This is a genomic window from Nocardioides sp. T2.26MG-1 (genome assembly GCF_950101795.1).
In the GTDB taxonomy this organism is placed as follows: Bacteria; Actinomycetota; Actinomycetes; order Propionibacteriales; family Nocardioidaceae; genus Nocardioides.
This window is the reverse complement of sequence record NZ_CATNLZ010000001.1, coordinates 315644-341306: the sequence shown is the minus strand read 5'-3', so window position 1 is coordinate 341306 and position 25663 is coordinate 315644. Positions and strand designations below refer to the sequence as shown.

Here is a 25663-nt window from a genome sequence, read left to right as displayed (position 1 = left end):
AGCCTCAGGTGAGCCCAGCGAGCCCAGCGACCCAGACCCCCGACACGATCGTCCACCTGCTGCGCCACGGCGAGGTCCACAACCCCGAGGGCGTCCTCTACGGTCGCCGCGACGGGTTCCACCTCTCCGACCTCGGCGTCCAGATGGCCGAGAAGGTCGCCGCCACGATCCAGGACCGCGACATCGTGCACCTGCGGTCCTCGCCGCTGGAGCGCGCACAGGAGACCGCCGGGCCGCTCGCGACCGCGCGCGGGCTCGATGTGCTGATCGACGAGCGGGTCATCGAGTCGACCAACAAGTTCGAGGGCAGGCGGTTCGCCGGCGGCGAGAACGCGCTGCGCGACCCGCGCACCTGGGCGCTGCTGTGGAACCCGCTCCGCCCGTCCTGGGGCGAGCCCTACAAGCAGGTCGTCGCCCGGATGATGGCGGCGGTCCACGACGCCCGCGACGCGGCCCGCGGCCACGAGGCCGTGGTGGTCTCCCACCAGCTGCCGATCTGGATCACCCGGCTGGCCGCCGAGAAGCGCTCGTTCCTCCACGACCCGCGCAAGCGCCAGTGCACGCTGTGCTCGCTCACGTCGTTCCACTTCGTCGGCGACCGCCTCGCGCAGGTGAGCTACTCCGAGCCCGCGGGCGACCTGATCCCCGTGAAGGACAAGAAGGCGCCGTTCTCGGCCGGCGGAGCACCCGAGCAGCGCAGGCCCTGATGTCCCTGTTGCGCCGCGGATCGGTGGGCGTCGCCGTCTGCCTCCTCGCCCTGACCGGATGCACGTCCCTCGGTGGCACCGGGGACAAGCAGTTCATCGACGGCGGGGGCTCGGTCCGGATCATCGAGCCCGCCGACCGGGGCGACCCGATCGACTTCGAGGGGCGCACCCTCACCGGCGACGAGGTCTCCGCCGACGACTACCGCGGCAAGGTGCTCGTGGTGAACAAGTGGTGGTCGGGCTGCGGCCCGTGCCGCTCCGAGATGCCGCTGCTGGCCGAGGCCGCGGACGAGCTGTCGTCGGAGGCGGCGTTCCTGGGCATCAACATCCGTGACGCCAGCGCCGACCAGGGCCTCGCGTTCATGCGCGGCGCGGGCGCGGACTATCCCTCGCTCTGGGACGTCAAGGGCACCGCGATCCTCGCGTTCTCGCAGGAGGTGCCGATGGTCGCGATCCCCGCCACGGTCGTGCTCGACGCGGAAGGCCGCGCGGCCGCCGTGATCTCGGGTGAGATCCCCTCGAAGCAGACGCTCGTCGACGTGGTCGACGAGGTCGCGGGGGAGACCGCCGATGGGTGACTGGTTCCAGGAGACCGCGTTCTCCGGCTCTCTGGTGCTCGCCGTCCCCGTGGCCCTGCTCGCGGGACTGGTGTCGTTCTTCTCCCCGTGCGTGATCCCGCTGCTGCCCGGCTACCTCTCCTACGCCACCGGCCTGTCCGGCGCCGACCTCGCGAGCGGTGAGGCCGGGACCCGGCGGGGCCGGATGCTGCTGGGCTCGGTGCTGTTCGTGCTCGGCTTCTCCACCGTGTTCGTCATCCTCGGCACGCTGTCCGGGGCGCTCGGCTCGTGGCTGGTGACGTGGCGCGACCAGATGACGTTCGTGCTGGGGCTGCTGACGATCGTGCTGGGCCTGGCGTTCGCCGGCTGGCTGCCGTTCTTCCAGCGCGACTGGCGGGTGCACTCGGTGCCGGCGGTCGGGCTGGCCGCGGCGCCGCTGCTGGGGTTCCTGTTCGGCCTCGGCTGGACCCCCTGCATCGGCCCCACGCTGAGCGCGATCACCACGCTGTCGTTCAGCGAGTCCACGGCCGGCCGCGGCGCCCTGCTCTCGGCGGTCTACGCCCTCGGCCTCGGGCTGCCGTTCATCCTGGCCGGGCTGGCCTACGAGCGGGCCCTCTCGGCCGTCGGCTGGGTACGCCGCCACCAGGCGTGGGTGATGCGGGCCGGCGGGCTGATGCTGGTCGCGGTCGGGGTCATGCTCGTCACCGGCTGGTGGGACCAGGCCGTCACCTGGCTGCAGCTGCACCTCGTCAGCTCCTCGGAGACCGCGATATGAGCACCCCGACCCCGACCCGGACCTCGCTGAGCACCCGCCCGGCCGACGACGACCGGCGCCCCGGCGAGCTGACGTTCCGCGAGCTGCTGCGCTGGATCTGGCGCCAGCTCACCTCGATGCGCACCGCGCTGATCCTGCTGCTGCTCCTGGCGCTGGCCGCGGTGCCCGGCTCGATCATCCCGCAGGAGGGCGTCGACTCCCTCAAGACCTCCAACTGGCAGGCCGACCACCCGAAGCTCACCCCGGTCTACGACCGGCTCGGGCTGTTCTCGGTCTACGACTCGCCGTGGTTCTCGGCGATCTACCTGCTGCTGATGGTCTCGCTGGTCGGCTGCATCCTCCCGCGCACGTGGCACTACTGGCGTGGGATGTGGGCCAAGCCCCCGGCGGCCCCGCGCAACCTCACCCGGCTGCCCGACCACGCGTCGTACGTCGCGGCCGGGGAGCCGGACGCGGTCCTCGAACGAGCCCAGGCGGCCCTGCGCAAGCGCCGCTACCGGCTCTCGGTGGACGGCGACGCGGTCTCCGCCGAGCGCGGCTACCTCCGCGAGGCCGGCAACCTCGTCTTCCACCTCGCGGTCGTCGTGGTGCTGGTCGGCTTCGCGATGGGCGGGCTGCTGGGCTACAAGGGCGGCGTGATCCTGCTGGTCGGCGACCAGTACGGCTTCTCCAACACCCCCGACCAGTACGACGACTTCGACCCCGGCAGCCTGTTCGACGCCGACCGGATGGAGCCGTTCACGTTCTCCATCGACGACTTCTCCTGGGACGTCTACCCCACCGGGCCCCGCGCCGGGATGTCCCGCGGGTTCGAGTCGCGGCTGCGCTACCAGGAGTCGATCGGCGGCGAGGAGAAGAGCTACGAGCTCAAGGTCAACCACCCGCTGAGCATCGGGAGCACCGAGGTGTTCCTCATCGGCCACGGGTTCGCACCGGTGATCACGATCCGCGACGGCAAGGGCGAGGTCGTCTACAGCGGCCCGACGATCTTCCTGCCCACCGACCAGACCATGCAGTCGATCGGCGTGGTCAAGGCCCCGGACGCGAAGCCGACCCAGATCGGGCTCGAGGGCGAGTTCTACCCGACGGTGGCGTTCTCGAAGCAGACCGGCAGCTACTTCTCGGTGCTGAGCAAGCCCGCGGACCCGCTGGTCTCGATGCTCGTCTACACCGGCGACCTCGGCATGGACGACGGCGCGCCCCAGTCCGTCTACGCCCTGGACAAGACCAAGACGACGATGCTGACCAAGAAGAACGGGGCGCCGTACCGCATCGACCTGCGCCCCGGCGAGAAGGTCGCCCTGCCCGGCGGCATCGGGACGGTCAGCTTCGACCGGCTCGAGGAGTGGAACAAGATCCAGATCAGCCAGACGCCCGGCAAGTTCCTCGCCCTCGGGGGCGTGGTGCTCGCCCTGATCGGCCTGCTGGGCTCGCTGTTCATCCGGCCACGACGCGTCTGGGTTCGCGCCCGTCGCGAGGGTGACGGCACACTGGTCGAGGTCGCCGCGCTCGACCGGTCCGGCGGCGGTGACGTCGCGGTCGTCGTGGACGAGCTCGTGAAGGCCCTGCAGCAGCAACCGGAGGAGAAGAAGCAGTGACCGACGTTCAGTGGGAGAGCCTGAGCAACTGGGCGGTCGCCGCCTGCGGCATCGTCTACTTCCTCGCACTGCTGGTGCACCTCGCCGAGTGGGCGTCGCTGCGCAAGGTCCCGGTCGCCGCCGGCGCCGCCTCCGTGGCGTCGGTCGACATCCCGGGCGGCGTGGCCGTCGCCACCGGCCCCGGGGGCGAGGACGACGGGCAGGTCCGCCGTACCGAGTTCCTCGGGCGGCTGGGCTACCTGCTCACGGGGCTGGCCGTCGGCATCCACCTGGTCGGGCTCGTCGGGCGCGGCATGGCCGCGGACCCCGACCGGGTGCCGTGGGGCAACATGTACGAGTTCACGCTGACCGGCACGTTCGTGGTCGCGGCGCTGTACGTCGGGCTCTACCACCGGCTGCGGCTGGCCTGGATGGCGCCCATCGTGGTCGCGTTCGTGCTCAGCGTGCTGATGGTGGCCGTGATCTGGCTCTACTCCCCGGTCGCCCCGCTGACCGAGGCGCTCTCGTCGTACTGGCTGGTGATCCACGTGGTCTCCGCGATCATCGCCACCGGAGCGTTCACGCTCGGCGGGATCACGTCCGCGCTCTACCTCGTCAAGGAGCGGGCCCCCGCACGGGAGTCCGGCTACGTCGCCCGGCTGCCGAAGCTCGAGGTGCTCGACCGGGTGTCCTACCGGCTGCACGCGTTCGGCTTCCCGGTGTGGACGTTCGCGGTGCTGATCACCGGCCCGATCTGGGCGCACCAGGCCTGGTCGTCGTACTGGAACTGGGACCCCAAGGAGGTGTGGGCGTTCATCACCTGGGTCGTCTACGCGGCGTACCTCCACGCGCGCACCACCGCCGGCTGGAAGGGCCGCAACGCGGCGATCCTCGCCCTGGTCGGGGTCGCCACCCTGTGGTTCAACTTCATCGGCATCAACTACTTCTCGACCACCAGCCAGCACTCGTATGCCGGCGCTCCTGCCTTCGAGACCCCCGACGTTGATTCGGGAGTTCTGACGGTCGAGTAGGGACTTCTGCTCGTCGAGTCGGGAGTTCTGCGAGTCGAATCGGGACTTCGGTACGCCGAGCGGCGCCGCCGTGTACGGGTTCTCACGACTCAACCGTCAGAACTCACGACTCAACGTGAGGCGCTACAGGTCCTCCGGGTCCTCCGGGTGCTTGCGACGCCGGTCGAGGTCGCGCAGGAAGTCCGGGTCGTCGTCGGGGCCCAGCACCCGCGGCGGCTGCTGCTGGCGGCGGGGACGCGGGGCGGGTGCGATGCCGCGGCTCTGGATCACCCGCACGGTGTAGTACACGGCGATCGCGATCAGGATCACCACCAGCAGGAGCTTCACCCCACCAGGGTAGGCGGTCGCTGGTGACGCCTAGTCTGGGATGCGTGAAGGAGTTCTGGATCTACACCGGCCTGCGGTTCCTGCTGTTCGTCGGCTCGCTCGCCCTGATCATCGGCGTGTGGTTCCTGCTCGACGACTCGGTGCCGATCCTCTGGGCGATCGTGCTCGCGTTCGTCCTCAGCGGGGTCGGCTCCTACTTCCTGCTCAACGGACCGCGCGACGCGTTCGCCCGCCGGGTCGAGACGCGGGCGGAGCGGATGTCGGCGAAGATCGAGGAGCTGCGCGCCAAGGAGGACGCGGACGACGCCTGAGAGCCGCCGTCAGTCCTTGCGGCGCTCGAGCCGGCGCTCGATGCGACTCTGGGGCTGGCCGAGGATCTTGGCGAGCAGCGGCACCCGGTAGCGGTAGGCCACGACGGCCACCACCACGAGCAGCAGGATGATCCAGATCATGCCTTGAGCGTACGCCGGGCCCGGTCGGGTCAGCCCGCGACGACGAGCGCGGCCGCGACCAGCGCCGCCCAGGCCAGCTCGGCCAGCCCGGTGCGCTGCAGCACCGGGATCAGCCCCGGCCCGGTGGCACCACCGAGGACCGTGCGGGTCGCGGGGACACCGAGCGCCAGGAAGCCCAGGCCGACCAGCACCCACCACGACGTGACGGCGGCGACCGCGACCACCGCGGCGGCCGCCAGGACGACCAGCAGCAGGTAGAGCAGCCGGGTGCGCCGGTCGCCCAGCACCACGGCCAGCGTGCGCTTGCCGGCGACCGTGTCGGTGGGGATGTCGCGCAGGTTGTTGGCCACCAGGATCGCGCAGGCGAGTGCGCCGACGCCGACGGCCGCGTCCAGCGCCGCCCACTCCCACGTCTCGGTCTGCACGTACGTCGTCCCCACCACCGCGACCAGCCCGAAGAACACGAACACCATCACCTCGCCGAGGCCGAGGTAGCCGTACGGCTTCGACCCGCCGGTGTAGAACCACGCGGCGAGCACCGAGACCAGCCCGACGGCCACCAGCCACCAGGCGGTCGTCGCCGCGAGCACCAGCCCCGCGACCGCGGCGACCCCGAAGGCCAGGAACGCCGCCCGCTTCACCGCGGCAGCGGCAGCCGCCCCCGACCCGACCAGCCGCATCGGGCCGACCCGGTCGGCGTCGGTGCCGCGGATGCCGTCGGAGTAGTCGTTGGCGTAGTTGACCGCGACCTGCAGCGCGAGGGCGACCACGAGGGCGAGCAGCGCCTTCCACCACACGAAGCCGTCGGCGTACGCCGCGACGCCGGTCCCCGCGAGGACAGGGGAGACGGCCGCGGGCAGGGTGCGGGGCCGTGCCCCGGCGAGCCACTGATCGGGAGTTGCCACGACCGGAGATTCAAGCATCAACCGGACCGTCTACCCTCAGCCAGGTGGACGAAGCGGCCGGTGGGCTCGCCGGGTGGCTGGCGGCGGACGACCCGGCGCCGTGGGTCGTGGAGACCTCGGGCTCGACCGGGGCGCCCAAGCGGGTGCTGCTCTCCCGGGCCGCCGTGCTCGCCTCGGTGCGCGCCTCCGCCCGCCGCCTGGGCGCCACCGGCCAGTGGCTGCTCGCGCTGCCCGCGGCGTACGTCGCCGGCCTGCAGGTGGTGTGCCGCTCGCTGGTCGCCGGGCACGAGCCGGTGCTGCTCGACGACCACGTGTCGTTCGCGGCGGCCACCGCGGCCATGGCCGACGGCGACCGCTTCGTGTCGCTGGTCCCCACCCAGCTGCACCGGTTGCTCGACACCGACGCGCCGAGCCTGCGCACCTTCCACACCGTGCTGCTGGGCGGCGGCCCGATCGACCCCGCCCTGCGCCGCCGGGCCGCGGACGCGGGCGTCCACGTAGTCGCGACGTACGGCTCCGCGGAGACCGCCGGCGGCTGCGTCTACGACGGCTACGCGCTGGACGGCGTCGCGATCGCGATCGACGCCGACGGGCGGATCCGCATCGCGGGCCCCACGCTGTTCGAGGGGTACGACGGCGACCCGGGCCTGACCGCGGAGGTGCTGGTCGACGGGTGGTTCCGCACCGCCGACGCCGGGCGGCTCGATGACGACGGCCGGCTCCAGGTGCTGGGGCGGCTCGACGACGTGGTGGTGAGCGGCGGCGTCAACGTCCCGGCCCCCGCGGTCGCCACCCGTCTCCGCGCGCACCCGGACGTCGCCGAGGTCGAGGTGCTCGGCGTGCCCGACGAGGAGTGGGGCCACCGGCTGGTGGCGTTCGTCGTCGGTCCGCTCTCGCTCGACGCGGCGCGGGCCTGGGTCGCGGAGGTCCACCCACGCTCGTGGGCGCCGCGGCAGCTCGTCACACTCGATGCGATCCCGCTGCTGGCCAACGGCAAGCCCGACCGGCTCGCGCTCCGGGACGCTGCCGCCGAGGAGAGGCCATGAGGGTGTGGTCGGTGCCGATGCGCACCCGCTTCCGCGGCATCACCGCCCGCGAGGGCGTGCTGGTGCGCGGCGAGTCCGGGTGGGGTGAGTGGAGCCCGTTCCTGGAGTACGACGCCGCCGTCGCCGAGCCCTGGTTGCGCTGCGCCGAGGAGGCCGCGGCCGGCGACTGGCCGGCGCCGCTGCGTGACCGGGTGCCGGTCAACGTCACGGTCCCGGCGGTCGGGCCCGAGCAGGCCCACGCGATCGTGCGCGCGGGCGGCTGCCGCACCGCGAAGGTCAAGGTCGCCGAGCCGGGGCAGACCCAGGCCGACGACCAGGCCCGGCTCGAGGCGGTGCGCGACGCCCTCGGGCCGGACGGCCGGGTGCGGATCGACGTCAACGGCCTGTGGGACCTCGACACCGCGGTCGCCTCGATCCCGGTGCTCGACCGGGCGGCCGGCGGCCTCGAGTACGTCGAGCAGCCCTGCGCGAGCGTCGAGGACCTGGCCGCCGTACGCCGCCGCGTCGGCGTGCCGATCGCGGCCGACGAGTCGATCCGGCGGGCGGCCGACCCCTACCGGGTCCGCGACCTCGAGGCCGCCGACGTCGCCGTGCTCAAGGTGCAGCCCCTCGGCGGCGTGCGGGCCTGCCTGAGGATCGCCGAGGACATCGGTCTGCCGGTCGTGGTCTCCTCGGCGCTCGAGACCAGCGTCGGCATCGCGGCCGGGGTCGCGCTGGCCGCGGCGCTCCCCGAGCTGCCCTACGCGTGCGGCCTCGCGACCGTCCAGCTGCTGGGCGCTGACGTCGTGACCGAGCCGCTGCTGCCGGTCGACGGCGAGCTGCCGGTGCGCGTCCCGCGGGTCGACGAGACGCTGCTGCACGCCGGCCCCGACCGGGTCGCCCACTGGGAGGCTCGGCTGGCCGAGGTGCGCGCGCTGCGAGAGGATCGTCGGTCGTGACCGCCACCGAACCCGCCGGCTCCGCCACGGACACCGCCCGCCGGGTCCTCACCGCACTGGTCGAGGCCGGGGTCACCGAGGTCGTGGTCGCCCCGGGGTCGCGCAACGCCCCGCTCTCGTTCGCGGCCTACGACGCCGCCACCGCCGGACTGGTCCGCCTCCACACCCGCATCGACGAGCGCACCGCCGGCTTCCTCGCCCTCGGCCTCACCAAGTGCCACCGCCGCGCGGCGGTGATCTGCACGTCCGGCACGGCGGTCGCCAACCTGCACCCGGCCGTGCTCGAGGCCGCCCACGCCGGGCTCGACCTGGTGGTGGTGACCGCCGACCGGCCGGCCCGCCTGCGCGGCACCGGCGCCAACCAGACCACCGACCAGGTCGGCATCTTCGGCGCGCTGGTCGCGACCCAGGACGCCACCGCGCCGGTCGACCTCCTGGTCGCCGGGCCGGTGCACCTCAACGTGCCGCTCGAGGAGCCGCTGGTCCCCGCGGAGCGGTGGCACCCCGACGCCGTGCCCGGCGAGCCGGTGCACCGGGCGGTCACCGCCTCGCTCACCGTGCTGCCGCAGGGTCCCCGCACGGTCGTGGTCGCCGGCGACGACGCCGGGCCTCGGGTCCGGGTGCTCGCCGAGCAGGCCGGCTGGCCGCTGCTGGCGGAGCCGTCCAGCGGCTCGCGCACCGGCGACAACGCGATCCGCACCTACCGGCTGCTGCTCGACGGCGAGCTCGGCGGCCGGGTGCAGCGGGTCGTGGTCGGCGGCCACCCGACGCTGTCCCGCCCGGTGACCCGGCTGCTGTCCCGCGACGACGTCGAGGTCGTCGACCTCGGAGCCTGGGGGGTCTGGAGCGAGCGACCGTTCCCGGTCGCCTCGCGGGTCTCCGGCGGGGTCGGGGTGGACGCCGCCGACGACCCCGCCTGGCTGGAGGAGTGGCGTGCCGCCGACGCCTCCGTGGGAGCCCGGCTCGACGCGCTGCTGGCGGCCGAGCCCGAGCTCACCCCCCACGAGGTCGCCGGGGCGGTCGCCCGGGCCGTGCCCGCCGAGGGGCTGCTGGTCGTCGGGGCCTCGAGCCCGATCCGCGACCTCGACCTGATGGTGCCGCGCTACGACGTCGGAGCCCGCCGCAAGGTGGTCGCCAACCGCGGCCTCTCCGGCATCGACGGCACGATCTCGACGGCGATCGGTGCCGCGCTCGGCCGGCCGCGCAGCTCCCGGGCGCTGGCGCTGATGGGCGACGTGACGTTCCTCCACGACTCCGGCGGCCTCGTGCTCGGTCCGGGCGAGGCCGTCCCCGACCTGACGATCGTGGTCGTCAACGACGACGGGGGCTCGATCTTCGCCATGCTCGAGCAGGGCGCGGAGGAGTACGCCGACCAGTACGACCGGCTCTTCGGCACGCCCCACCACGTCGACCTCGCCAGCCTCTGCGCCGCCACCCGCACCCCTCACTGGCGGGTCGACTCGCTGCCCGAGCTCGAGCACGCCCTCGCCTCGCCCGCTGGCGGCATCGAGGTCGTCGAGGCCGTCGTACGCCGCGACAACCGCCGCGACCTCGACGCCCGGATCCGCGCCCTGCGTCCCTGACCGCGTCTGGCGTGTCGGCTCCGCCGCCCCGCCGGCCACGGTGGTCGCTCTGGGGGTCGGTGTTCCGACGTGGTGGTCGCGGTGGGCGCGGAGGCAGCCGAACGGGATGCCACGACCGAACGGCGCGCAAGCCGGATCAAGCGCCTCGCCCGGCGGACCGGACATGATCGGGACATGGCCGCAGCCGACACCTTCGCGGGCTTCGTCGACCAGCTCGCCGAGGCGCTCGACGACCACGAGCTGACCGCCGACGAGCGGGCCGCCCGGCTGCACTTCTCGCGCTACCACCTCGACCGGATGATCCGGTCGGTGGCGGGCGAGCCGCCCCAGGCGCTGCGGCGGCGGGTGCTGCTCGAGCGGGCGGCCTACCGGATGGTCACGACCACCGCGCCGCTGATCGACATCGCCGTCGAGGCCGGCTACGGCTCGCACGAGGCGTTCACCCGGGCGTTCGCGCGGGCGTACGGCGTCCCGCCGGCGACCTGGCGCCGCCGGCCCGGTCAGATCCGGATCGCCGCGCCCAGCGGTGTTCACTTCCACCCACCCGGCAGCCTCCGGCTGCCCGCACGAGAGACGGTGACCTCGATGGACCTGCTGACGAAGATGGTCGAGCACCACGTGTGGCTGACCGGCGAGATGATCCGCGTCGCCGGCCGCCTGACCGACGAGCAGCTCGACCAGGTGATCGAGCTCGACGTCGACGACGACCGGCAGACGATCCGGTCGCTGCTCTCCCGGCTGGTCGGCCAGCTGGGGATGTGGAACGCCGCGCTCGCCACCCGCGACTACGACTGGTCGGTCGAGGAGCACGAGCCGCTCGCCTCCATGAGGGAGCGGCTCGCCGTCGAGGCCCCGACGTACCTCGCCCACGTCCGTGAGGTGGTCGAGGCCGGCCGCCTCGACGACACCTTCGTCGACGCGCTCTGCGAGCCCGCGGAGGTCTTCACGTACGGCGGGATGATCGCCCACGTGCTGACGTTCGCCGCGCACCGCCGCACGCTCGTGGCGCTCGCGCTCGGCCGGCACGGCGTGACCGAGCTGGGCTGGGGCGACCCCATGCTCTGGGTGGCGCAACCCGCCTGACACACCGGTCCGGGACAATGTCCGCGTGGACATCGCCCTCTTCCTGGTCGCCCTGGCCGTCGGTGTGCTCGCCGGCGTCGTCGTCGCCGGCCGGATGGGCATCCCGGCCCCGCTGCTGCTGGTGGTCGCCGGCGTCGCCGCGTCGTTCCTCCCGTTCGTGCCGCAGGTGCACCTCGAGCCGGACGTGGTGCTGTTCGGGCTGCTGCCACCGCTGCTCTACTCGACCGCGATCACCTCGTCGCTGGTGGACTTCAACGCCAACCGGCGCGCGATCCTGCTCCTGTCGGTCGGCCTGGTGGTCTTCACGACGCTCGGGGTGGGGTGGCTGGTCCACGCGCTGGTGCCGGGGCTGTCCTGGCCGATTGCGTTCGCCCTCGGCGCGGTGGTCGCGCCGCCGGACGCCGTCGCCGCCACCTCGATAGGCCGGCACATCGGCCTCCCGCGGAGAGTCGTCACGATCCTCGAGGGCGAGTCGCTCTTCAACGACGCGACCGCCCTCGTCTCCCTGCAGACAGCCCTCGCCGCCACCGGCGTGGGCGTCGAGATGTGGCGCGTGGGCTACGACTTCGTGGTCGCGGCCGGGGGCGGGATCCTGCTCGGCCTGCTCGCCTACCTGATCGTCGCGGCGCTTCGCAGGCGCACCACCGACCCCGTCCTCGACGTCGGCATGTCGTTCGTGATCCCGTTCGCGGCGTTCCTGGCCGCCGAGGAGATCCACGCGTCCGGGGTGGTCGCGGTCGTGACCGCGGGCCTGCTGCTCGGGCACAAGGCGCCGATCCTGCAGACCGCCCAGTCGCGGATCGCGGAGCGGATCAACTGGCGCACGATCGCGTTCCTCCTCGAGAACACCGTGTTCGCGCTGATCGGCCTGCAGGCCCAGTGGCTGTTCCAGGACCTCGGCGACAGCTCGCTCTCGGTGGCGCGCATCGCCAGCGTCTCGGTGGCCACCCTCGTCGCGGTCATCGTGCTCCGGGTCGTCTGGGTCTTCGTCGCCCGCTACGTGCTGGTCCGGCCGCGCGCCGACCCGGTCACCGGGCAGGTGCCGCCCTGGTCGTTCACGCTGCTGCTGGGCTGGGCCGGGATGCGCGGCGTGGTGACGCTCGCGGCCGCGTTCCTCATCCCGGGCACGACCGAGCATCGCGAGGTGCTGCTCGTCATCGCGTTCACGGTGGTGGCCGGCACCCTGCTCATCCAGGGGCTCACCCTGCCGTGGATGACCCGCCGGCTGCGGGTCCCCGCCCCCGACCCGCTGGACGACGCCCTGGCCCGGGCGACCCTGCTCCAGCAGGCTTCGAAGGCCGCGGTCGAGGAGCTCGAGCGGATCGAGTACGACGACCAGACGGGCGTCTGCGACCTGATCCGGCAGCGGCTGGACCAGCGCAACTTCGCCGCCTGGGAGCGCCTGGGCACGACCGCCGACGAGGAGTCGCCGGCCGCGCTCTACTACCGGGTGCGGATGGCGATGATCGACGCCGAGCGCCGGCGGATCCTCGAGATCCGCCGCTCGGGGACGATCGCGTCGGAGGTGATCGCCGAGGTGCTCGCGATGCTCGACGTCGAGGAGTCGATGCTCGACAGGGCCGAGCAGGACCGCGACGAGGCCCAGCACTACGCGCGCCGGCGGTGGACGACCGGCGACACGTGTGACGACCTCGCCCGCTTCCCGGTCGTCGACGCCGAGCCGGCGACCTCCTGCCAGGCGTGCCTCGACGAGGGCACGCGCTGGGTGGCGCTGCGCCGCTGCCTGGAGTGCGGCAACGTCGCCTGCTGCGACTCCTCGCCGCGCCAGCACGCCACCCGCCACTTCCACGACTCGCAGCACCCAGTGATGCAGTCCGCCGAGCCCGGCGAGGACTGGCGCTGGTGCTACGTGCACCACCTCACCGCCTGAGCCTCGTGGCGCGGACGGTCAAAGCTCAGCTCAGGCCGCCTCGACGCGGTCCTCGCCGCGGATGAACGCCGTGACCCTCGCGACCACGTCCGGGTCGCGCAGGATGCGGCGGTGACCGAGCCCCTCGGTGGTCACGAGCCGGGCGTCGGGCAGGCTCTCGGCCAGCCCACGGGCGTCGGCGTACGGCGTCTGCCGGTCGCCCACGTCGTGCACGACCAGGGTCGGCAGCGGGCCGGCGTACGTCGCCTGCACGCGGGCGTCGAAGTCCGCCACCGGCACCCCGACGAGCTCGTCGACCGCGCGGTCGAAGGCGCGCCGGGTGCGATCGCCGAAGCCGAGCGCGGCCTGGAACCCGTCGAACAGGCTGGCCGCCTCCACCATCGGCGCGAGCAGGACCAGGCGTCGGGTGCCGAGCCAGCCGAAGCGCAGCGCCAGGTAGGTCGCGATGGTGCCCAGCGAATGGGCGACCACGGCCTCGGCCGGGCCGAAGCGCGCCGCGACCGCGTCCAGAGCCTTGCCGAGCTCGACGCCGTGGGTCCGGCGGGCGCCGGCCGGACCGGGGTCGGAGTCGCCGTGCGCGGGACCGTCGAACAGCACCACGCGGTGCCCGGTCGCCACGAGCGGCTCGACGAAACCGGCGAGCTGGCTGCCGCGCCCGCCCCAGCCGTGCACGAGGTAGACCACGGGCCCCGAGCCCCACACGTGGCCGCGGACGGCGGCACCCTGGGCGGTCACGGTGAAGGGCTCGCCCCCGAGCGGCAGCGGGGTGGCCGCCATCGTGGCCGGCACCGTGAACCACAGGTCGCAGGCCCGCCGTCCGGTGAACCCCGGCGCGACCAGGTCGCCGAGCCGGAAGCCGGTGCGAAAGGCGCCATTCTTAAGACGAACGATCGTGCTTTTCTGAGGGGATAGAGATGCCATGGGTCTGCCTTTCGGGGGAGGGGTCAGTGCGCGCGGGCGCGCTCGAGGATCGCCTCGAACGCCGCCCGGACGTGGTCGACGGCGTGCTCGTCGCCGAGCAGGCGGGCGACGTGGTGGAAGCCGAGCGTGAGGGCCTGGAGCTCGAAGGCGACCTGGCGCGGGTCGACCCCGTCGTGGAAGTCGCCCTCGGACACGGCCGCCTCGACGACGGTCGCGATCGTGTCCAGCCAGTCCCGCTGGTCGGCGACCAGGGCGTCGTGCATCGGCCCGGGCTGGTCGTCGAACTCGATGGACCCGGTGACGAAGATGCAGCCGCCCGGCAGCTCGGCCTCCCAGACGAGCCAGCGCTCGAAGAGCTCGCGGACCCGCTCCTCGCCGCGCGGGACGATCAGGGCCGGCCGCACCGTGGTGTCGATGAACCGGCGCTTGGCGTGGTCGAGCGTCTGGAGCTGGAGCTGCTCCTTGGACTGGAAGTGGGCGAACAGCCCGCTCTTGCTCATGCCGGTCCGCTCGGCCAGGTGGCCGATGGACAGGCCCGTGAAGCCGACCTGGGACGCGACCGCGAGCGCCTCGTCGAGGATCGCGGTCTTGGTCTCCTGGCCCTTGCTCACGGGACCACGATAGAACGATCGTGCTTTTCTGGGAAGCCCTCTCGGCGGACCATCCGGATCTCCCAGGCGCCCAGGTCCGTGTAGAGCTCGCGGGTGCCGTCGGCGACGAAGCCCTGGCGCGCGTAGAACGACTGCGCCCGGGCGTTGGCCTCCAGCACCCACAGCGAGCACGGCTCGTCCGGACGCACCGACTCCCAGAGCCGCTGGGCGAGACCGGTGCCCCACCACGCCGCGCGCACGTAGATCGCGTACAGCTCCGACGGTGTGACCGGCTCCTCGTCGCGGCTCGGTCCGGCCACCGCGAACCCGACCAGCTCGCCGTCGGCCTCGGCCAGCACGCGCGGCGGGCCCGCGACGAGCTGCCGTGCCCACGCGTCCGACCAGCGCCGCACGTCGGCCAGCCGCTCCGCCAGCCGCGTGGGGTCTGCGTACGGGCCGTAGGCCTCGCGCCAGCACTCCCGGTGCATGGCGGCACCGGCCTCGGCGTCGGCGGCCACCGCCGTCCGGAGCAGGGGAGTCACCCGAGCATCGTATGGAGGGCGAGGCCGGCGACGACCACGGCCGAGACCAGGCCGGTGACCAGGTGGGCGCGGTGCCCGGTCGCGATGCGGCCGAGCGCGGCCCCGCCGCCGGCGAGCACCAGCTGCCAGGACGCGCTGGCGGCGAACGCCGCGGTCACGAACACCGCACCCTGGGCGGCTCCCGACGTCAGGTGCTGGTTGCCGAGCACCACGGCCGCGAAGTAGACCACGGTCGTCGGGTTCACCGCCGTGATGCCGAGGAACAGTGCGTACGCCGCCGCCGGCCGCATCGTCGACGCCTGCCGGACGCGACCGGTCCTGGCGACCGCGTGCGCCGCGGTGAGGACCGCGATCACGAGCAGGACGAGGCCCGACGCCACCTGCAGTCCCTCGGCCACGGGCTCGAGCGCGTCCGCGACCGCGGCGCCGGCGACCACGGCCAGCAGCGCGTAGCCGCCGTCGACGGTGGCGACGCCCAGCGCCCCGGCGGCGCCGACCGCGAACGACGTACGCGCCGAGAGCGTGACGAGGAACGCCCCGACCGCGCCGATCGGGATCGCGATCGCCCAGCCGGTGACGAGACCGGACAGGACCACCTCGAACACGCGGCCGATCGTCCCAGCGGGCTACCGTGCAGCGCATGCGGATTACCAAGTTCGGACACGCCTGCGTCCGGGTGGAGCACGACGGTACGGCGGTCGTCCTCGACCCGGGCGTCTTCACGGACGTCGCGGCGCTCGACGGCGCCGATGCGGTGCTGATCACCCACGAGCACCCCGACCACTACCTGCCCGACCACCTGCTGGCGACCGAGGCTCCGGTGTTCACCATCGAGGCCGTCGCGGCGTTGATCCGCGCGGACGCCCCGGCTGTCGCCGAGCGGCTGACCGTCGTGGCGCCGGGGGATCGCTTCGACGTGGGCCTGCCCGTGCGCGCGGTCGGGGAGCTGCACGCCGTGATCCACCCGGAGTACCCGCGGATCACCAACAGCGGCTATGTCCTCACGCTGGGGGGACAGAAGGTCTACCACCCCGGCGACGCGCTCACCGAGCCCGGCGAGGACGTCGACGTGCTGCTCGTGCCGGTGTCGGCGCCGTGGATGCGCGCGTCCGAGGCCATCGAGTTCGCCCGGGCCGTGAAGGCGCCGCGCAACCTGGCGATCCACGACCGGGTCTACAGCGACGCCGGCCTGGGGATCGTCGACACGCACATGAACGCGTTCCTGCCGAAGGACGGCCTCGAGTACGTCCGCCGGGCTGACGGCGAGGACCTCTGACCCCGGAGCGGTGCGGGACCCGTCGCCCGCCGGGAGCGGTCACGTGGGCAAGCGCCGGGGAGCTTCTCGGGGGAAGTTTCGGCCGGGGAAGCCACGACTTCCCCGGTGAACCGGGGAAGTCATCACCCGGCTCAGTCGGCAGTGAGCGCGTCCCGGACTGGGACGAACTTGGCCTGTGCCTCGGCGAGCTCCGCCTCGGGGTCGGAGTCGGCGACGATGCCGCAGCCGGCGAAGAGCCGCACGGTGTTGCCCTCGACGCGGGCCGAGCGCAGCGCGATGCCCCACTCGCCGTCGCCGGAGGAGTCCATCCAGCCCACCGGGCCGGCGTAGCGGTCGCGGTCCATGCCCTCGATCTCGGCGATCAGCGCGGTCGCGACCGTCGTGGGCGTCCCGCCGACCGCGGCCGAGGGGTGCAGCGCCTCCGCGAGCTGGAGCGAGGAGACCGTGGCGGCGTCGTGGACGACACCCGCGACGTCGGTGGCCAGGTGCATGACGTTGGGCAGGTGCAGCACGAACGGCGCCTCGGGGACGTTCATCGACGAGCAGTGCGGCTCGAGGGCGTCGGCGACCGAGCGCACGGCGTACTCGTGCTCCTCGAGGTCCTTCGACGAGCGGGCCAGCGTCGCGGCGAGCGCGAGGTCGCGGTCGTCGTCGCCGGTCCGCCGGATGGTGCCGGCCAGCACCCGGGAGGTGACCAGGCCGCGCTCGCGGCGCACGAGCATCTCGGGGGTGGCGCCGAACATGCCGTCGACGTGGAACGTCCAGCACATCGGGTAGGTCTCGGCGAGCCGGCCCAGCGGGGCGCGCACGTCGATCGGCTCGGTCGCGGTGGCGACCAGGTCGCGTGCGAGCACGACCTTCTCCAGGTCGCCGGCGCTGATCCGGGCGACGGCGTCGGCGACGACCGACATCCACTGCTCGCCGTTCAGGGCGCCGTCGGCGAAGCTGACCTCCTCCGGGGCGGAGGCGGGCGGGGCCGCGACGAGCAGTCGGGCCGGGTCGGCGACCTCGCCGACGGTCGTCAGCCACGCCACGTCACCGCGCCGGCCCACGACCACCCGGGGGACGACCAGGATCGAGTCGCCCGGCTCGTCGGCGAAGGCGAACGTGCCGAAGGAGACCAGGCCGGTGCCGGGCTCGCCGACCTCGTCCACGACGGAGGCGCGTGCGATGGTCTCGCTCCACCACTTCCCGGCATCGGCGAACCGGGTCGCGCCGCGGGTGCGGACCTCGGCCGCCGCGCCCCAGCCCACGAGGCCGTCGCCGCGGCGCAGCCAGGTGACCGGGCGGTCGGCGGGCACCAGTGCCAGCAGGCTCGCGGCCCGGTCGAGGTCGAGGGCGACGGTGCGGACGACGAGCGCGTCCGCCGGGGCCGGCGACGCCTGGTCGGGCGTGGGGCCGGGCGTGGGGCTGCTCGTCACCCTGCGAGGGTACTCACGGACCCCGCGACCGCCCGCACCCACGGCCCGGGTAGCGTCGCCGGACGTGAGCAGCCGCACGTCCTCCGACCGGACCCCGACCTGGGTGGGCCTCGCGCTCGGCGCCCTCCTCCTCGGCGTCGTCGCCGCCTTCGCCATCGGCCTGCCCGAGGCCGTGGGCGATGGCGACGAGCAGCCGGCGGAGCTGTCGCTGCCGGACACCCTGCCGGGCGGGTACGCCGCGGCCGACGACCCGGGCTCGTTCGCGGACGGCGACTACGCCGACCAGGCCGACTCGATCGCCGAGCAGGAGCGGTCCAACACCGACTACGGCAACCGCGTGCTGCCCGACGTGCTCGGCCACGCCGCGGCCACGCGCACCTACGTGCTCGACGGCACGAAGGCCGTGTTCGTCCAGGCCTTCGCCGCCGAGGGCGGCGCGTTCGCACCCAACAGCGTGCCCGACCCCAAGGCCTCCGGCGGCGCGCCCCCGACCGAGATCACCGGCGTGGGCGACGGGGTCTGCATCCTCAGCTACGGCCAGGGCTCCACCGGCGACGAGCCGGCGGAGCCGGTGTTCAGCCAGTGCCAGGTGACCCGCGAGGGCCTCACCGTCCAGATCGGCGCGTCCGAGGTGGACGCGCAGGACCTGGTCGACACGGCCGACGGCCTGCTCGACGACCTCGCCGCCTGACCCGCCTGACCCGCCGGGCCCGGACCGTGCCTCAGGACCGGTACACGACGACCGCGTCGCCCTCGCGCACCTGCGCGAACAGGTGGGCCAGCCCGTCGTAGTCGCGGACGTTGACGCAGCCGTGGGACGCCCCGGCGTACCCGACCGTCGCGAAGTCCGAGGAGTAGTGCACGGCCTGGCCTCCGGAGAAGAACATCGAGTATGGCATCGAGCTGCCGTAGAGGCGGGACACGTGGTCGGCGTCCTTGAGGTAGACGTGGAACAGCCCCTCGCGCGTCGGGGTGCTCGACGCCCCGAACCGCACGTCGAGCGTCTGCTGCACGGCGCCGTCGACCACCCACCGCAGCGTCGAGCTGGTCTTGTCGATGCAGAGCACGCGTCCGGTGCGGCAGCGCGGGTCGAGAGCGCCGGGGCCGTTGTGGGGCAGAGTGCCGCGGTTGTGCAGCTCCGCGTCCGTCGGGGTGGCGGTCATCGAGTACAGGCGGTCCAGCGTGCGCCGGTCGACCTCGCCGGTCACCGGGATCTCGCGCTTGGCCTGGAACCCGCGGACCGCCGTGGTGGTGATGTCGCCGTAGACGCCGGTGACATCGGCGTTGAACCAGTAGATCTGCTTGAGCCGTGCCTGGAGGTCACGCACCTCGTCGCCCTGGTCGCCGGGGCCGAGCAGGCGCGGGCCGGGCTCGAGGGTCGGCTCAGGCTCGGGCTTCGGCGTCCGCGTCGGCGTCGGCGCGGACGTCGGGGTCGGGGCGTCCGTGGTCGGGGTCGCGGTCGGGGTCCCCGTGGGGGTCGCCGTCGGGGACGCCGTGGGAGTCGGAGTCGGGTCGGTCGTGGCCACCGTCCCGGTGCCGGACGCGGAGGGCCGGGCGGAGGGCTGGTCGTCGAGGGCGTAGCCGGCCACGAAGGCGGCTGCGCACAGCAGTGCCGCGACCGCGACCACGAGGAACAGACGACGCGCGAGAAGCATGGAGCTCTCCTGGGGAAGTAGAACGAGTCCGACATGAGGGTGACTCCCGGCGGGGCCGTTCGGTTGCACCCGAACGGCGAGTTCCGGCGGACGTGACCAACCTGTGACCCGCGGCGCGGCCGGCCGGGCGCCGGGCGGGCGTCGCCGCGGGGGCCGTAGTCTCTGCGCGTGGTCCGCGCAGAGCTAGACAAGCAGCCGTCAGACGTCCGCCGCATGTTCGACGCGGTCGCCCGGCGCTACGACGTCACCAACGACGTCCTGTCGCTCGGCCAGGACCGGCGGTGGCGCAAGGAGGTCATCGCGGCGGTCGACCCACAGCCCGGGGAGCGGGTCCTCGACCTCGCGGCCGGGACCGGTACGTCGAGCCAGCCGTTCGCCGACCGCGGCGCGACCGTGGTCCCCTGCGACTTCTCCCTCGGCATGCTCCGCGTCGGCAAGCAGGCGCTGCCGCACCTGCCGTTCACGGCCGGGGACGGGACCAGGCTGCCGTTCGCCGACGGCACGTTCGACGCCGCCACGATCTCATTCGGGCTGCGCAACATCGTCGACCCCGTCGCGGGGCTGCGCGAGCTGCGGCGGGTCACCCGGCCGGGCGGGCGGCTCGTCGTGTGCGAGTTCAGCCACCCGACGTTCGGGCCGTTCCGCACCGTCTACCTCGAGTATCTGATGCGGGCGCTGCCACCGATCGCGCGGGCCGTCTCCTCGGCGCCGGACGCCTACGTCTACCTCGCCGAGTCGATCCGGGCCTGGCCCGACCAGGAGGGCCTCGCGGCGATGATCGGCGACGCCGGCTGGCGGGCTCCGCAGTGGCGCAACCTGTCCGGCGGGATCGTCGCCCTGCACCGCGCGACCCGGTAGTCGCCGGTCCTGGCCGAGCCCCTCGGTGGGTGCCGCCGAGGGGTACCGGCGGGTAGCATTTTCGGCCATTGTCGAGGCAATTAGCGCACGTGCGCGTTGGCAAAATGACCAGGTCAGCGGCCATATCGGAGACCGCCTCCTGCTTTGCCGACCCTCGCGTGCGGTCCGTCGAACGGGATGGTTAACTGTGTGGCGCGCCTCCTCGTGATCGCATTCACAAAGTCACAAACCGGCCCGCCGATGAGGGCCGAACCGGCGCAGCGGCACAGCTCTAGAAAGGCGCGGCATGGATCTCTACACGCCTGTGGTCGTCCTGGTCGTCCTCGCGACGCTCTTCGGGCTCGGCGGGGCGGCGATGGCGTTCGTGGTCGGTCCGTCCCGGTACAACCGGGTCAAGCTCGACTCCTACGAGTGCGGCATCGAGCCGACGCCGCAGCCGGTGGGCGGCGGGCGGTTCCCGGTGAAGTACTACATCACCGCGATGCTCTTCATCGTGTTCGACATCGAGATCGTCTTCCTTTACCCGTGGGCCGTGCAGTTCGACGAGCTGAAGTTCTTCGGGCTGGTCGAGATGGTCCTGTTCATCGCCACCGTCTTCGTCGCCTACGCCTACGTTTGGCGCCGCGGCGGCCTGGACTGGGACTGAGGCTCGCGATGTCCGCACCCTGCCTGCTCCTGCCGAGGTCGGTGGCCGCGCAGCGCCGCTCCGCACCCAGGCCGCCTTCCCTCGTCCGCCTTGGCATGGCACGAACCTCACGACCCTCAGCTGGAGGAGTTGTCCATGGGAATTGAAGAAAAGCTCCCGGCGGGAGTGCTGCTCTCGACCGTCGAGGGCCTCGCCGGCTACATGCGCAAGGCGTCGTTCTGGCCGGCCTCGTTCGGCCTCGCCTGCTGCGCGATCGAGATGATGACCAGCGGTGGCCCCAAGCACGACCTCGGCCGCTTCGGCATGGAGGTCTTCCGCGCCAGCCCGCGCCAGGCCGACGTGATGATCGTCGCCGGCCGGGTGAGCCAGAAGATGGCCCCCGTGGTCCGCCAGATCTACGACCAGATGCCCGAGCCCAAGTGGGTGCTCGCCATGGGTGTGTGCGCCAGCAGCGGCGGAATGTTCAACAACTACGCGATCGTGCAGGGCGTCGACCACATCGTCCCCGTCGACATGTACCTCCCCGGCTGTCCGCCGCGGCCGCAGATGCTCATCGACGCGATCCTCAAGCTCCACGACAAGGTCCAGCACACCAAGCTCGGTGCCCACCGCGTCGCCGAGATCGAGGAGCTCGAGACCGCGGCGCTGCGGGCGCTCCCGACCTCCGAGATGAAGGGCCAGCTGCGGTGAGCGAGGACTCCAGCGACGTCAAGCCGGAGCCGAAGGGCCCCGAGCAGCCGGCGACCGAGCAGTCGCCCGAGAACGTCCCCGCCCCGGCGGGCGAGGTGCACCAGGTCGGTGAGCGGCACGGCATGTTCGGCGTGCGCGGCACCGGCGACACCAGCGGGTACGGCGGCCTCCAGCAGGCCATCGTGCTCCCCGGCGACGCACAGCGCCCCTACGGCGGTTGGTTCGACGAGGTCGCGGACGGGTTGGCGGCGGCGACCCGCGACGCCGGACTCGAGATCGCGGCCCCGCGGGTGGTGATCCACCGCGGTGAGATCACCTTCCACCTGCGCCGCGAGGACCTGCTCCCCGTGGCGCAGGTGCTGCGTGACGACGAGCGGCTGCGCTTCGAGCTGCTCGTGGGCGTCAGCGGCGTCAACTACCCCGACGACGCCGGGCGCGAGCTGCACGCGGTCTACCACCTGCTCTCGATGACCCACAACCGCCGGATCCGGCTCGAGGTCACCGCCCCCGACGGCGACCCGCACGTCCCGTCGGTCGTCGCGGTCTACCCCACGGCCGACTGGCACGAGCGGGAGACGTTCGACATGTTCGGCATCGTCTTCGACGGCCACCCGGCCCTCACCCGCATCCTGATGCCCGACGACTGGCCGGGCCACCCCCAGCGCAAGGACTACCCGTTGGGCGGCATCCCCGTGGAGTACAAGGGCGGCACCATCCCGCCGCCCGACCAGCGCAGGAGCTACAACTGATGACTGATCAGGACCTCTACTCCGGCTCCAGCGACACCAGCGAGGGCCGGGTCTTCACGGTCACCGGGCAGGACTGGGACCAGATCGCCGACGGCCTCGCCGAGGAGGAGGGCCAGGAGCGCATCGTCGTCAACATGGGCCCCCAGCACCCCTCGACCCACGGCGTGCTGCGGCTGATCCTCGAGCTCGACGGCGAGACGGTCACCGAGGCCCGCGCGGGCATCGGCTACCTGCACACCGGCATCGAGAAGAACATGGAGTACCGCACCTGGACGCAGGGCGTCACGTTCTGCACCCGGATGGACTACCTCAGCCCCTTCTTCAACGAGGCGACGTACGTGCTCGGCGTCGAGCGGCTCCTCGACATCGAGGACCGCATCCCCGAGAAGGCCTCGGTGATGCGGGTCCTGCTCATGGAGATCAACCGGATCTCCTCCCACCTGGTGGCCATCGCGACCGGCGGCATGGAGCTCGGCGCCCTGACCGTGATGACGATCGGGTTCCGCGAGCGCGAGCTCTGCCTGGACCTGTTCGAGCTGATCACCGGCCTGCGGATGAACCACGCGTTCTTCCGGCCCGGCGGCGTCGCCCAGGACCTGCCCCCGGGCGCCCTGGACGAGATCCGCGGCTTCGTGGCCCTGATGAAGAAGCGGCTGCCGGAGTACGCCGCGTTCTGCAACGCCAACCCGATCTTCAAGGGCCGCCTGGAGGGCATCGGCCACCTCGACCTCGAGGGCTGCCTGGCGCTCGGCATCACCGGCCCGGTGCTGCGCAGCACCGGCTACCCGTGGGACCTGCGCAAGACCCAGCCGTACTGCGGATACGAGACCTACGACTTCGACGTCCAGACCTGGGACACCTCCGACTCCTACGGCAGGTTCCGGGTCCGCCTCAACGAGATGTGGGAGTCGCTGCGCATCATCGAGCAGGCGGCCGACCGGCTGGCCGACCTCGACGGCGCACCGGTGATGATCGACGACAAGAAGATCGGCTGGCCCAGCCAGCTCGCGATCGGCAGCGACGGCATGGGCAACAGCCTCGACCACATCCGCCACATCATGGGCGAGTCGATGGAGGCGCTGATCCACCACTTCAAGCTGGTGACGGAGGGCTTCCGGGTCCCGGCCGGCCAGGCCTACGTGCCGGTGGAGTCCCCGCGTGGCGAGCTCGGCGCGCACGTGGTGTCCGACGGCGGCACCCGCCCGTTCCGGGCGCACTTCCGCGACCCGTCGTTCACCAACCTGCAGGCGACCAGCGTGATGGCGGAGGGCGGCATGGTCGCCGACGTCATCGTCGCGATCGCGTCCATCGACCCTGTGATGGGAGGCGTCGACAGATGACGCTGTCCACCGAGACGTACGGCGAGCTCCAGGAGATCGCCGCGCGCTACCCGGAGCCGCGCAGCGGGCTGCTGCCGATGCTCCACCTCGTGCAGTCGGTCGAGGGCCGGATCACGCCCGAGGGCATCGAGGCCTGCGCCGAGCTGCTCGGCATCACCGCGGCCGAGGTCAGCGGGGTCGCGACGTTCTACACGATGTACAAGCGCCGCCCGGTCGGCGACTACCACGTCGGCGTCTGCACCAACACGCTGTGCGCGGTCATGGGCGGCGACGCGATCTTCGAGCGGCTCAAGGACCACCTCGGCGTCGGCAACGACGAGACCACCGAGGACGGCAAGATCACCCTCGAGCACGTCGAGTGCAACGCGGCCTGCGACTACGCGCCGGTGATGATGGTCAACTGGGAGTTCATGGACAACATGACCCCTGAGACCGCCATGCAGATCATCGACGACCTCCGCACCGGCAAGGAGGTCCGCTCCACGCGCGGCCCGCGGGTCGTGACCTGGCGCGAGGCCGAGCGGGTGCTGGCCGGCTTCCCCGACGACCTCGCCGACGAGGGCCCGAGCGCCGGCCCGGCGTCGCTCGTCGGCCTCGGCATCGCCCGCGAACGCGGCTGGACGGCGCCCGCGTCGGAGCAGTCGGGTGGCAGTGGCCGCACGGCGGACACCAAGGAGGAGGCCGTCGAGCAGGCGGACACCTCGCGCGCGGAGAGCGAGACCAAGCAAGTGGACGACGGAACCGGGAGCGACAAGTGACCGACGTACTGACGCCCGTCCTCACCGACAACTGGGACGCCGAGCGCAGCTGGACGCTGGCCTCCTACGAGTCCCGCGGCGGCTACGCCGCCCTCGACAAGGCGTTCGGCATGGCGCCCGACGCGATCATCGACGCGGTCAAGGAGTCCGGCCTTCGCGGCCGTGGCGGTGCGGGCTTCCCGACGGGCATGAAGTGGGGCTTCATCCCGCAGGACAACCCCAAGCCGAAGTACCTCGTGGTCAACGCGGACGAGTCCGAGCCGGGCACCTGCAAGGACATCCCGCTGATGATGGCCAGCCCGCACACCCTCGTCGAGGGCGTGATCATCAGCTCCTACGCCATCCGCGCGACCAAGGCGTTCATCTACATCCGCGGTGAGGTCCTCCACGTGATCCGGCGCGTGCAGCGCGCGGTCCAGGAGGCCTACCTTGCCGGCCACCTCGGCACGAACATCCACGGCTCCGGCTACGACCTCGACATCGTGGTGCACGCCGGTGCCGGCGCCTACATCTGCGGCGAGGAGACCGCGCTGCTCGAGGGCCTCGAGGGCCGTCGCGGCCAGCCGCGGCTGCGCCCGCCGTTCCCCGCGGTCGCCGGCCTCTACGCCAGCCCGACGGTCATCAACAACGTCGAGTCGATCGCGTCCGTGCCGAGCATCATCGCCAACGGGCACTCCTGGTTCGCCTCCATGGGCACCGAGAAGTCCAAGGGCGTCGGCATCTTCTCGCTCTCCGGGCACGTCAAGCGGCCCGGCCAGTACGAAGCCCCCCTCGGCATCACGCTGCGCACGCTCATCGACCTTGCGGGCGGCATCCGCGAGGGCCACGAGCTGAAGTTCTGGACCCCCGGCGGTTCCAGCACGCCGCTGCTGACCGCCGAGCACCTCGACGTACCCCTCGACTTCGAGGGCGTCGGCGCGGCCGGCTCCATGCTCGGCACCCGCGCGCTGCAGATCTTCGACGACACCACGTGCGTGGTGCGGGCGACGCTGCGGTGGACGGAGTTCTACAAGCACGAGTCCTGCGGCAAGTGCACGCCGTGCCGCGAGGGCACGTGGTGGCTGGTCCAGGTGCTCGCCGCGCTCGAGAAGGGCCAGGGCACCGAGGCCGACCTCGACCTGCTTCTCGACCAGTGCGACAACATCCTCGGCCGGTCGTTCTGCGCCCTGGCCGACGGCGCCGTCAGCCCGGTCGCGAGCTCGATCCAGTTCTTCCGCGACGAGTACGTCGCCCACCTCACCCATGGCGGCTGTCCGTTCGACCCGGCGGCGGCCACCGTCTTCGCACCTGCCGGAGCCACAGCATGAACACCCCACGAAGTTCTTCGATTCCCCCGCTCCGCTCC

29 protein-coding genes are annotated in these 25663 nt (G+C 72.6%); 20 read left to right on the top strand and 9 right to left on the bottom strand.

Annotated features, from left to right (window positions below; translation table 11 throughout):
• Positions 1-8: 8 nt before the first annotated feature.
• From QQZ14_RS01650 to ccsB, 5 genes are read left to right on the top strand one after another with little or no spacing between them, the layout of a single operon-like run.
• Positions 9-707 (top strand): histidine phosphatase family protein, encoded by a 699-nt coding sequence (locus QQZ14_RS01650; RefSeq protein WP_284532420.1) that lies wholly within the window; start codon positions 9-11, stop codon positions 705-707.
• Positions 707-1285 carry a TlpA disulfide reductase family protein gene (locus QQZ14_RS01645; protein ID WP_284532419.1) on the top strand — a complete coding sequence of 193 codons (579 nt, stop codon included), beginning with the start codon at positions 707-709 and terminating at the stop codon, positions 1283-1285. The genes QQZ14_RS01650 and QQZ14_RS01645 overlap by 1 nt, the downstream gene beginning before the upstream one ends.
• Complete coding sequence (locus tag QQZ14_RS01640; RefSeq protein ID WP_284532418.1) at positions 1278-2039, top strand: cytochrome c biogenesis CcdA family protein; 762 nt, start codon at positions 1278-1280, stop codon at positions 2037-2039. Before QQZ14_RS01645 ends, QQZ14_RS01640 begins: the two co-directional genes overlap by 8 nt.
• Positions 2036-3637, top strand: coding sequence for a cytochrome c biogenesis protein ResB (gene resB, locus QQZ14_RS01635; protein ID WP_284532417.1), 1602 nt, complete (start codon positions 2036-2038; stop codon positions 3635-3637). Before QQZ14_RS01640 ends, resB begins: the two co-directional genes overlap by 4 nt.
• The gene (gene ccsB / locus QQZ14_RS01630; RefSeq protein ID WP_284532416.1) at positions 3634-4647 is read left to right on the top strand and encodes a c-type cytochrome biogenesis protein CcsB; all 1014 of its coding nucleotides are present in this window, start codon (positions 3634-3636) and stop codon (positions 4645-4647) included. Before resB ends, ccsB begins: the two co-directional genes overlap by 4 nt.
• 123 nt (positions 4648-4770) lie before the next feature.
• Here ccsB and QQZ14_RS01625 read toward each other — a convergent pair whose 3' ends face one another.
• Positions 4771-4974: a hypothetical protein gene (locus QQZ14_RS01625; protein ID WP_284532415.1), complete on the bottom strand. Its 204-nt coding sequence runs from the start codon at positions 4972-4974 to the stop codon at positions 4771-4773.
• 44 nt (positions 4975-5018) lie between these two features.
• Between QQZ14_RS01625 and QQZ14_RS01620 the strand changes: the two genes are divergently transcribed.
• Positions 5019-5285 (top strand): DUF4229 domain-containing protein, encoded by a 267-nt coding sequence (locus QQZ14_RS01620; protein WP_284532414.1) that lies wholly within the window; start codon positions 5019-5021, stop codon positions 5283-5285.
• Between the two features lie 9 nt (positions 5286-5294).
• Here QQZ14_RS01620 and QQZ14_RS01615 read toward each other — a convergent pair whose 3' ends face one another.
• Both QQZ14_RS01615 and QQZ14_RS01610 read right to left on the bottom strand, forming a co-directional pair.
• The gene (locus QQZ14_RS01615) at positions 5295-5426 is read right to left on the bottom strand and encodes a hypothetical protein (RefSeq protein ID WP_284532413.1); all 132 of its coding nucleotides are present in this window, start codon (positions 5424-5426) and stop codon (positions 5295-5297) included.
• A 29-nt stretch (positions 5427-5455) separates the two neighbouring features.
• Positions 5456-6331 carry a 1,4-dihydroxy-2-naphthoate polyprenyltransferase gene (locus QQZ14_RS01610; protein ID WP_284532412.1) on the bottom strand — a complete coding sequence of 292 codons (876 nt, stop codon included), beginning with the start codon at positions 6329-6331 and terminating at the stop codon, positions 5456-5458.
• 44 nt (positions 6332-6375) lie between these two features.
• On the opposite strand from QQZ14_RS01610, the gene QQZ14_RS01605 reads away from it, so the two are divergent.
• From QQZ14_RS01605 to QQZ14_RS01585, 5 genes are all read left to right on the top strand, one after another.
• On the top strand, positions 6376-7377 hold the full coding sequence (locus tag QQZ14_RS01605; RefSeq protein ID WP_284532411.1) for an AMP-binding protein: 1002 nt from the start codon (positions 6376-6378) through the stop codon (positions 7375-7377).
• A complete protein-coding gene (locus tag QQZ14_RS01600; RefSeq protein WP_284532410.1) occupies positions 7374-8315 on the top strand; it encodes an o-succinylbenzoate synthase in 942 nt (313 codons plus the stop codon). The genes QQZ14_RS01605 and QQZ14_RS01600 overlap by 4 nt, the downstream gene beginning before the upstream one ends.
• Complete coding sequence (gene menD, locus QQZ14_RS01595) at positions 8312-9898, top strand: 2-succinyl-5-enolpyruvyl-6-hydroxy-3-cyclohexene-1-carboxylic-acid synthase (protein WP_284532409.1); 1587 nt, start codon at positions 8312-8314, stop codon at positions 9896-9898. The genes QQZ14_RS01600 and menD overlap by 4 nt, the downstream gene beginning before the upstream one ends.
• Positions 9899-10072: 174 nt before the next feature.
• Complete coding sequence (locus QQZ14_RS01590; protein WP_284532408.1) at positions 10073-10981, top strand: helix-turn-helix transcriptional regulator; 909 nt, start codon at positions 10073-10075, stop codon at positions 10979-10981.
• Between the two features lie 25 nt (positions 10982-11006).
• Positions 11007-12872 (top strand): cation:proton antiporter domain-containing protein, encoded by a 1866-nt coding sequence (locus tag QQZ14_RS01585; RefSeq protein WP_284532407.1) that lies wholly within the window; start codon positions 11007-11009, stop codon positions 12870-12872.
• A 30-nt stretch (positions 12873-12902) separates the two neighbouring features.
• Here the strand turns inward: QQZ14_RS01585 and QQZ14_RS01580 are convergent, their stop codons facing one another.
• The 4 genes from QQZ14_RS01580 to QQZ14_RS01565 are packed head-to-tail and all read right to left on the bottom strand — an operon-like array spanning position 12903 to position 15530.
• Entirely contained in the window at positions 12903-13793 is an 891-nt protein-coding gene (locus QQZ14_RS01580; protein WP_284532406.1) for an alpha/beta fold hydrolase, read from the bottom strand.
• Positions 13794-13816: 23 nt separating this feature from the next.
• Positions 13817-14404 (bottom strand): TetR/AcrR family transcriptional regulator, encoded by a 588-nt coding sequence (locus QQZ14_RS01575; protein ID WP_284532405.1) that lies wholly within the window; start codon positions 14402-14404, stop codon positions 13817-13819.
• On the bottom strand, positions 14401-14925 hold the full coding sequence (locus QQZ14_RS01570; protein WP_284532404.1) for a GNAT family N-acetyltransferase: 525 nt from the start codon (positions 14923-14925) through the stop codon (positions 14401-14403). The genes QQZ14_RS01575 and QQZ14_RS01570 overlap by 4 nt, the downstream gene beginning before the upstream one ends.
• Entirely contained in the window at positions 14922-15530 is a 609-nt protein-coding gene (locus QQZ14_RS01565) for a LysE family transporter (protein ID WP_284532403.1), read from the bottom strand. The genes QQZ14_RS01570 and QQZ14_RS01565 overlap by 4 nt, the downstream gene beginning before the upstream one ends.
• Before the next feature lie 35 nt (positions 15531-15565).
• Between QQZ14_RS01565 and QQZ14_RS01560 the strand changes: the two genes are divergently transcribed.
• Positions 15566-16201 carry an MBL fold metallo-hydrolase gene (locus QQZ14_RS01560; RefSeq protein ID WP_284532402.1) on the top strand — a complete coding sequence of 212 codons (636 nt, stop codon included), beginning with the start codon at positions 15566-15568 and terminating at the stop codon, positions 16199-16201.
• A 131-nt stretch (positions 16202-16332) separates the two neighbouring features.
• Here the strand turns inward: QQZ14_RS01560 and QQZ14_RS01555 are convergent, their stop codons facing one another.
• Positions 16333-17622 (bottom strand): isochorismate synthase, encoded by a 1290-nt coding sequence (locus QQZ14_RS01555; RefSeq protein ID WP_284532401.1) that lies wholly within the window; start codon positions 17620-17622, stop codon positions 16333-16335.
• Positions 17623-17686: 64 nt separating this feature from the next.
• Here QQZ14_RS01555 and QQZ14_RS01550 point away from each other — a divergent pair, with 64 nt between their 5' ends.
• A complete protein-coding gene (locus tag QQZ14_RS01550; RefSeq protein WP_284532400.1) occupies positions 17687-18313 on the top strand; it encodes a hypothetical protein in 627 nt (208 codons plus the stop codon).
• A 31-nt stretch (positions 18314-18344) separates the two neighbouring features.
• Here QQZ14_RS01550 and QQZ14_RS01545 read toward each other — a convergent pair whose 3' ends face one another.
• Positions 18345-19277, bottom strand: a complete 933-nt coding sequence (locus QQZ14_RS01545; RefSeq protein ID WP_284532399.1) for a L,D-transpeptidase family protein — start codon at positions 19275-19277, stop codon at positions 18345-18347.
• A 168-nt stretch (positions 19278-19445) separates the two neighbouring features.
• Between QQZ14_RS01545 and QQZ14_RS01540 the strand changes: the two genes are divergently transcribed.
• The 7 genes from QQZ14_RS01540 to nuoF all read left to right on the top strand — a co-directional run bounded on the left by QQZ14_RS01540 (position 19446) and on the right by nuoF (position 25625).
• Positions 19446-20135, top strand: coding sequence for a demethylmenaquinone methyltransferase (locus QQZ14_RS01540; RefSeq protein ID WP_284532398.1), 690 nt, complete (start codon positions 19446-19448; stop codon positions 20133-20135).
• A 286-nt stretch (positions 20136-20421) separates the two neighbouring features.
• Positions 20422-20781, top strand: a complete 360-nt coding sequence (locus QQZ14_RS01535; protein ID WP_284532397.1) for an NADH-quinone oxidoreductase subunit A — start codon at positions 20422-20424, stop codon at positions 20779-20781.
• 135 nt (positions 20782-20916) lie between these two features.
• Positions 20917-21471: a NuoB/complex I 20 kDa subunit family protein gene (locus QQZ14_RS01530; RefSeq protein ID WP_284532396.1), complete on the top strand. Its 555-nt coding sequence runs from the start codon at positions 20917-20919 to the stop codon at positions 21469-21471.
• Positions 21468-22220, top strand: coding sequence for an NADH-quinone oxidoreductase subunit C (locus QQZ14_RS01525; RefSeq protein WP_284532395.1), 753 nt, complete (start codon positions 21468-21470; stop codon positions 22218-22220). The genes QQZ14_RS01530 and QQZ14_RS01525 overlap by 4 nt, the downstream gene beginning before the upstream one ends.
• Positions 22220-23560 carry an NADH-quinone oxidoreductase subunit D gene (locus tag QQZ14_RS01520; protein WP_284532394.1) on the top strand — a complete coding sequence of 447 codons (1341 nt, stop codon included), beginning with the start codon at positions 22220-22222 and terminating at the stop codon, positions 23558-23560. Before QQZ14_RS01525 ends, QQZ14_RS01520 begins: the two co-directional genes overlap by 1 nt.
• Positions 23557-24318: an NADH-quinone oxidoreductase subunit NuoE gene (gene nuoE / locus QQZ14_RS01515; protein WP_284532393.1), complete on the top strand. Its 762-nt coding sequence runs from the start codon at positions 23557-23559 to the stop codon at positions 24316-24318. Before QQZ14_RS01520 ends, nuoE begins: the two co-directional genes overlap by 4 nt.
• The gene (gene nuoF / locus QQZ14_RS01510; RefSeq protein ID WP_284532392.1) at positions 24315-25625 is read left to right on the top strand and encodes an NADH-quinone oxidoreductase subunit NuoF; all 1311 of its coding nucleotides are present in this window, start codon (positions 24315-24317) and stop codon (positions 25623-25625) included. The genes nuoE and nuoF overlap by 4 nt, the downstream gene beginning before the upstream one ends.
• Positions 25626-25663: the final 38 nt, after the last annotated feature.

Excerpts from the sequence above, each read along its gene's own strand:
- QQZ14_RS01645 (WP_284532419.1), top strand. The coding sequence starts at position 707 with ATGTCCCTGTTGCGCCGCGGATCGGTGGGCGTCGCCGTCTGCCTCCTC.
- QQZ14_RS01640 (WP_284532418.1), top strand. The coding sequence starts at position 1,278 with ATGGGTGACTGGTTCCAGGAGACCGCGTTCTCCGGCTCTCTGGTGCTC.
- resB (WP_284532417.1), top strand. The coding sequence starts at position 2,036 with ATGAGCACCCCGACCCCGACCCGGACCTCGCTGAGCACCCGCCCGGCC.
- QQZ14_RS01615 (WP_284532413.1), bottom strand. The coding sequence starts at position 5,426 with ATGATCTGGATCATCCTGCTGCTCGTGGTGGTGGCCGTCGTGGCCTAC.
- QQZ14_RS01600 (WP_284532410.1), top strand. The coding sequence starts at position 7,374 with ATGAGGGTGTGGTCGGTGCCGATGCGCACCCGCTTCCGCGGCATCACC.
- QQZ14_RS01590 (WP_284532408.1), top strand. The coding sequence starts at position 10,073 with ATGGCCGCAGCCGACACCTTCGCGGGCTTCGTCGACCAGCTCGCCGAG.
- QQZ14_RS01580 (WP_284532406.1), bottom strand. The coding sequence starts at position 13,793 with ATGGCATCTCTATCCCCTCAGAAAAGCACGATCGTTCGTCTTAAGAAT.
- QQZ14_RS01560 (WP_284532402.1), top strand. The coding sequence starts at position 15,566 with ATGCGGATTACCAAGTTCGGACACGCCTGCGTCCGGGTGGAGCACGAC.
- QQZ14_RS01545 (WP_284532399.1), bottom strand. The coding sequence starts at position 19,277 with ATGCTTCTCGCGCGTCGTCTGTTCCTCGTGGTCGCGGTCGCGGCACTG.
- QQZ14_RS01535 (WP_284532397.1), top strand. The coding sequence starts at position 20,422 with ATGGATCTCTACACGCCTGTGGTCGTCCTGGTCGTCCTCGCGACGCTC.
- QQZ14_RS01530 (WP_284532396.1), top strand. The coding sequence starts at position 20,917 with ATGGGAATTGAAGAAAAGCTCCCGGCGGGAGTGCTGCTCTCGACCGTC.
- QQZ14_RS01520 (WP_284532394.1), top strand. The coding sequence starts at position 22,220 with ATGACTGATCAGGACCTCTACTCCGGCTCCAGCGACACCAGCGAGGGC.
- nuoE (WP_284532393.1), top strand. The coding sequence starts at position 23,557 with ATGACGCTGTCCACCGAGACGTACGGCGAGCTCCAGGAGATCGCCGCG.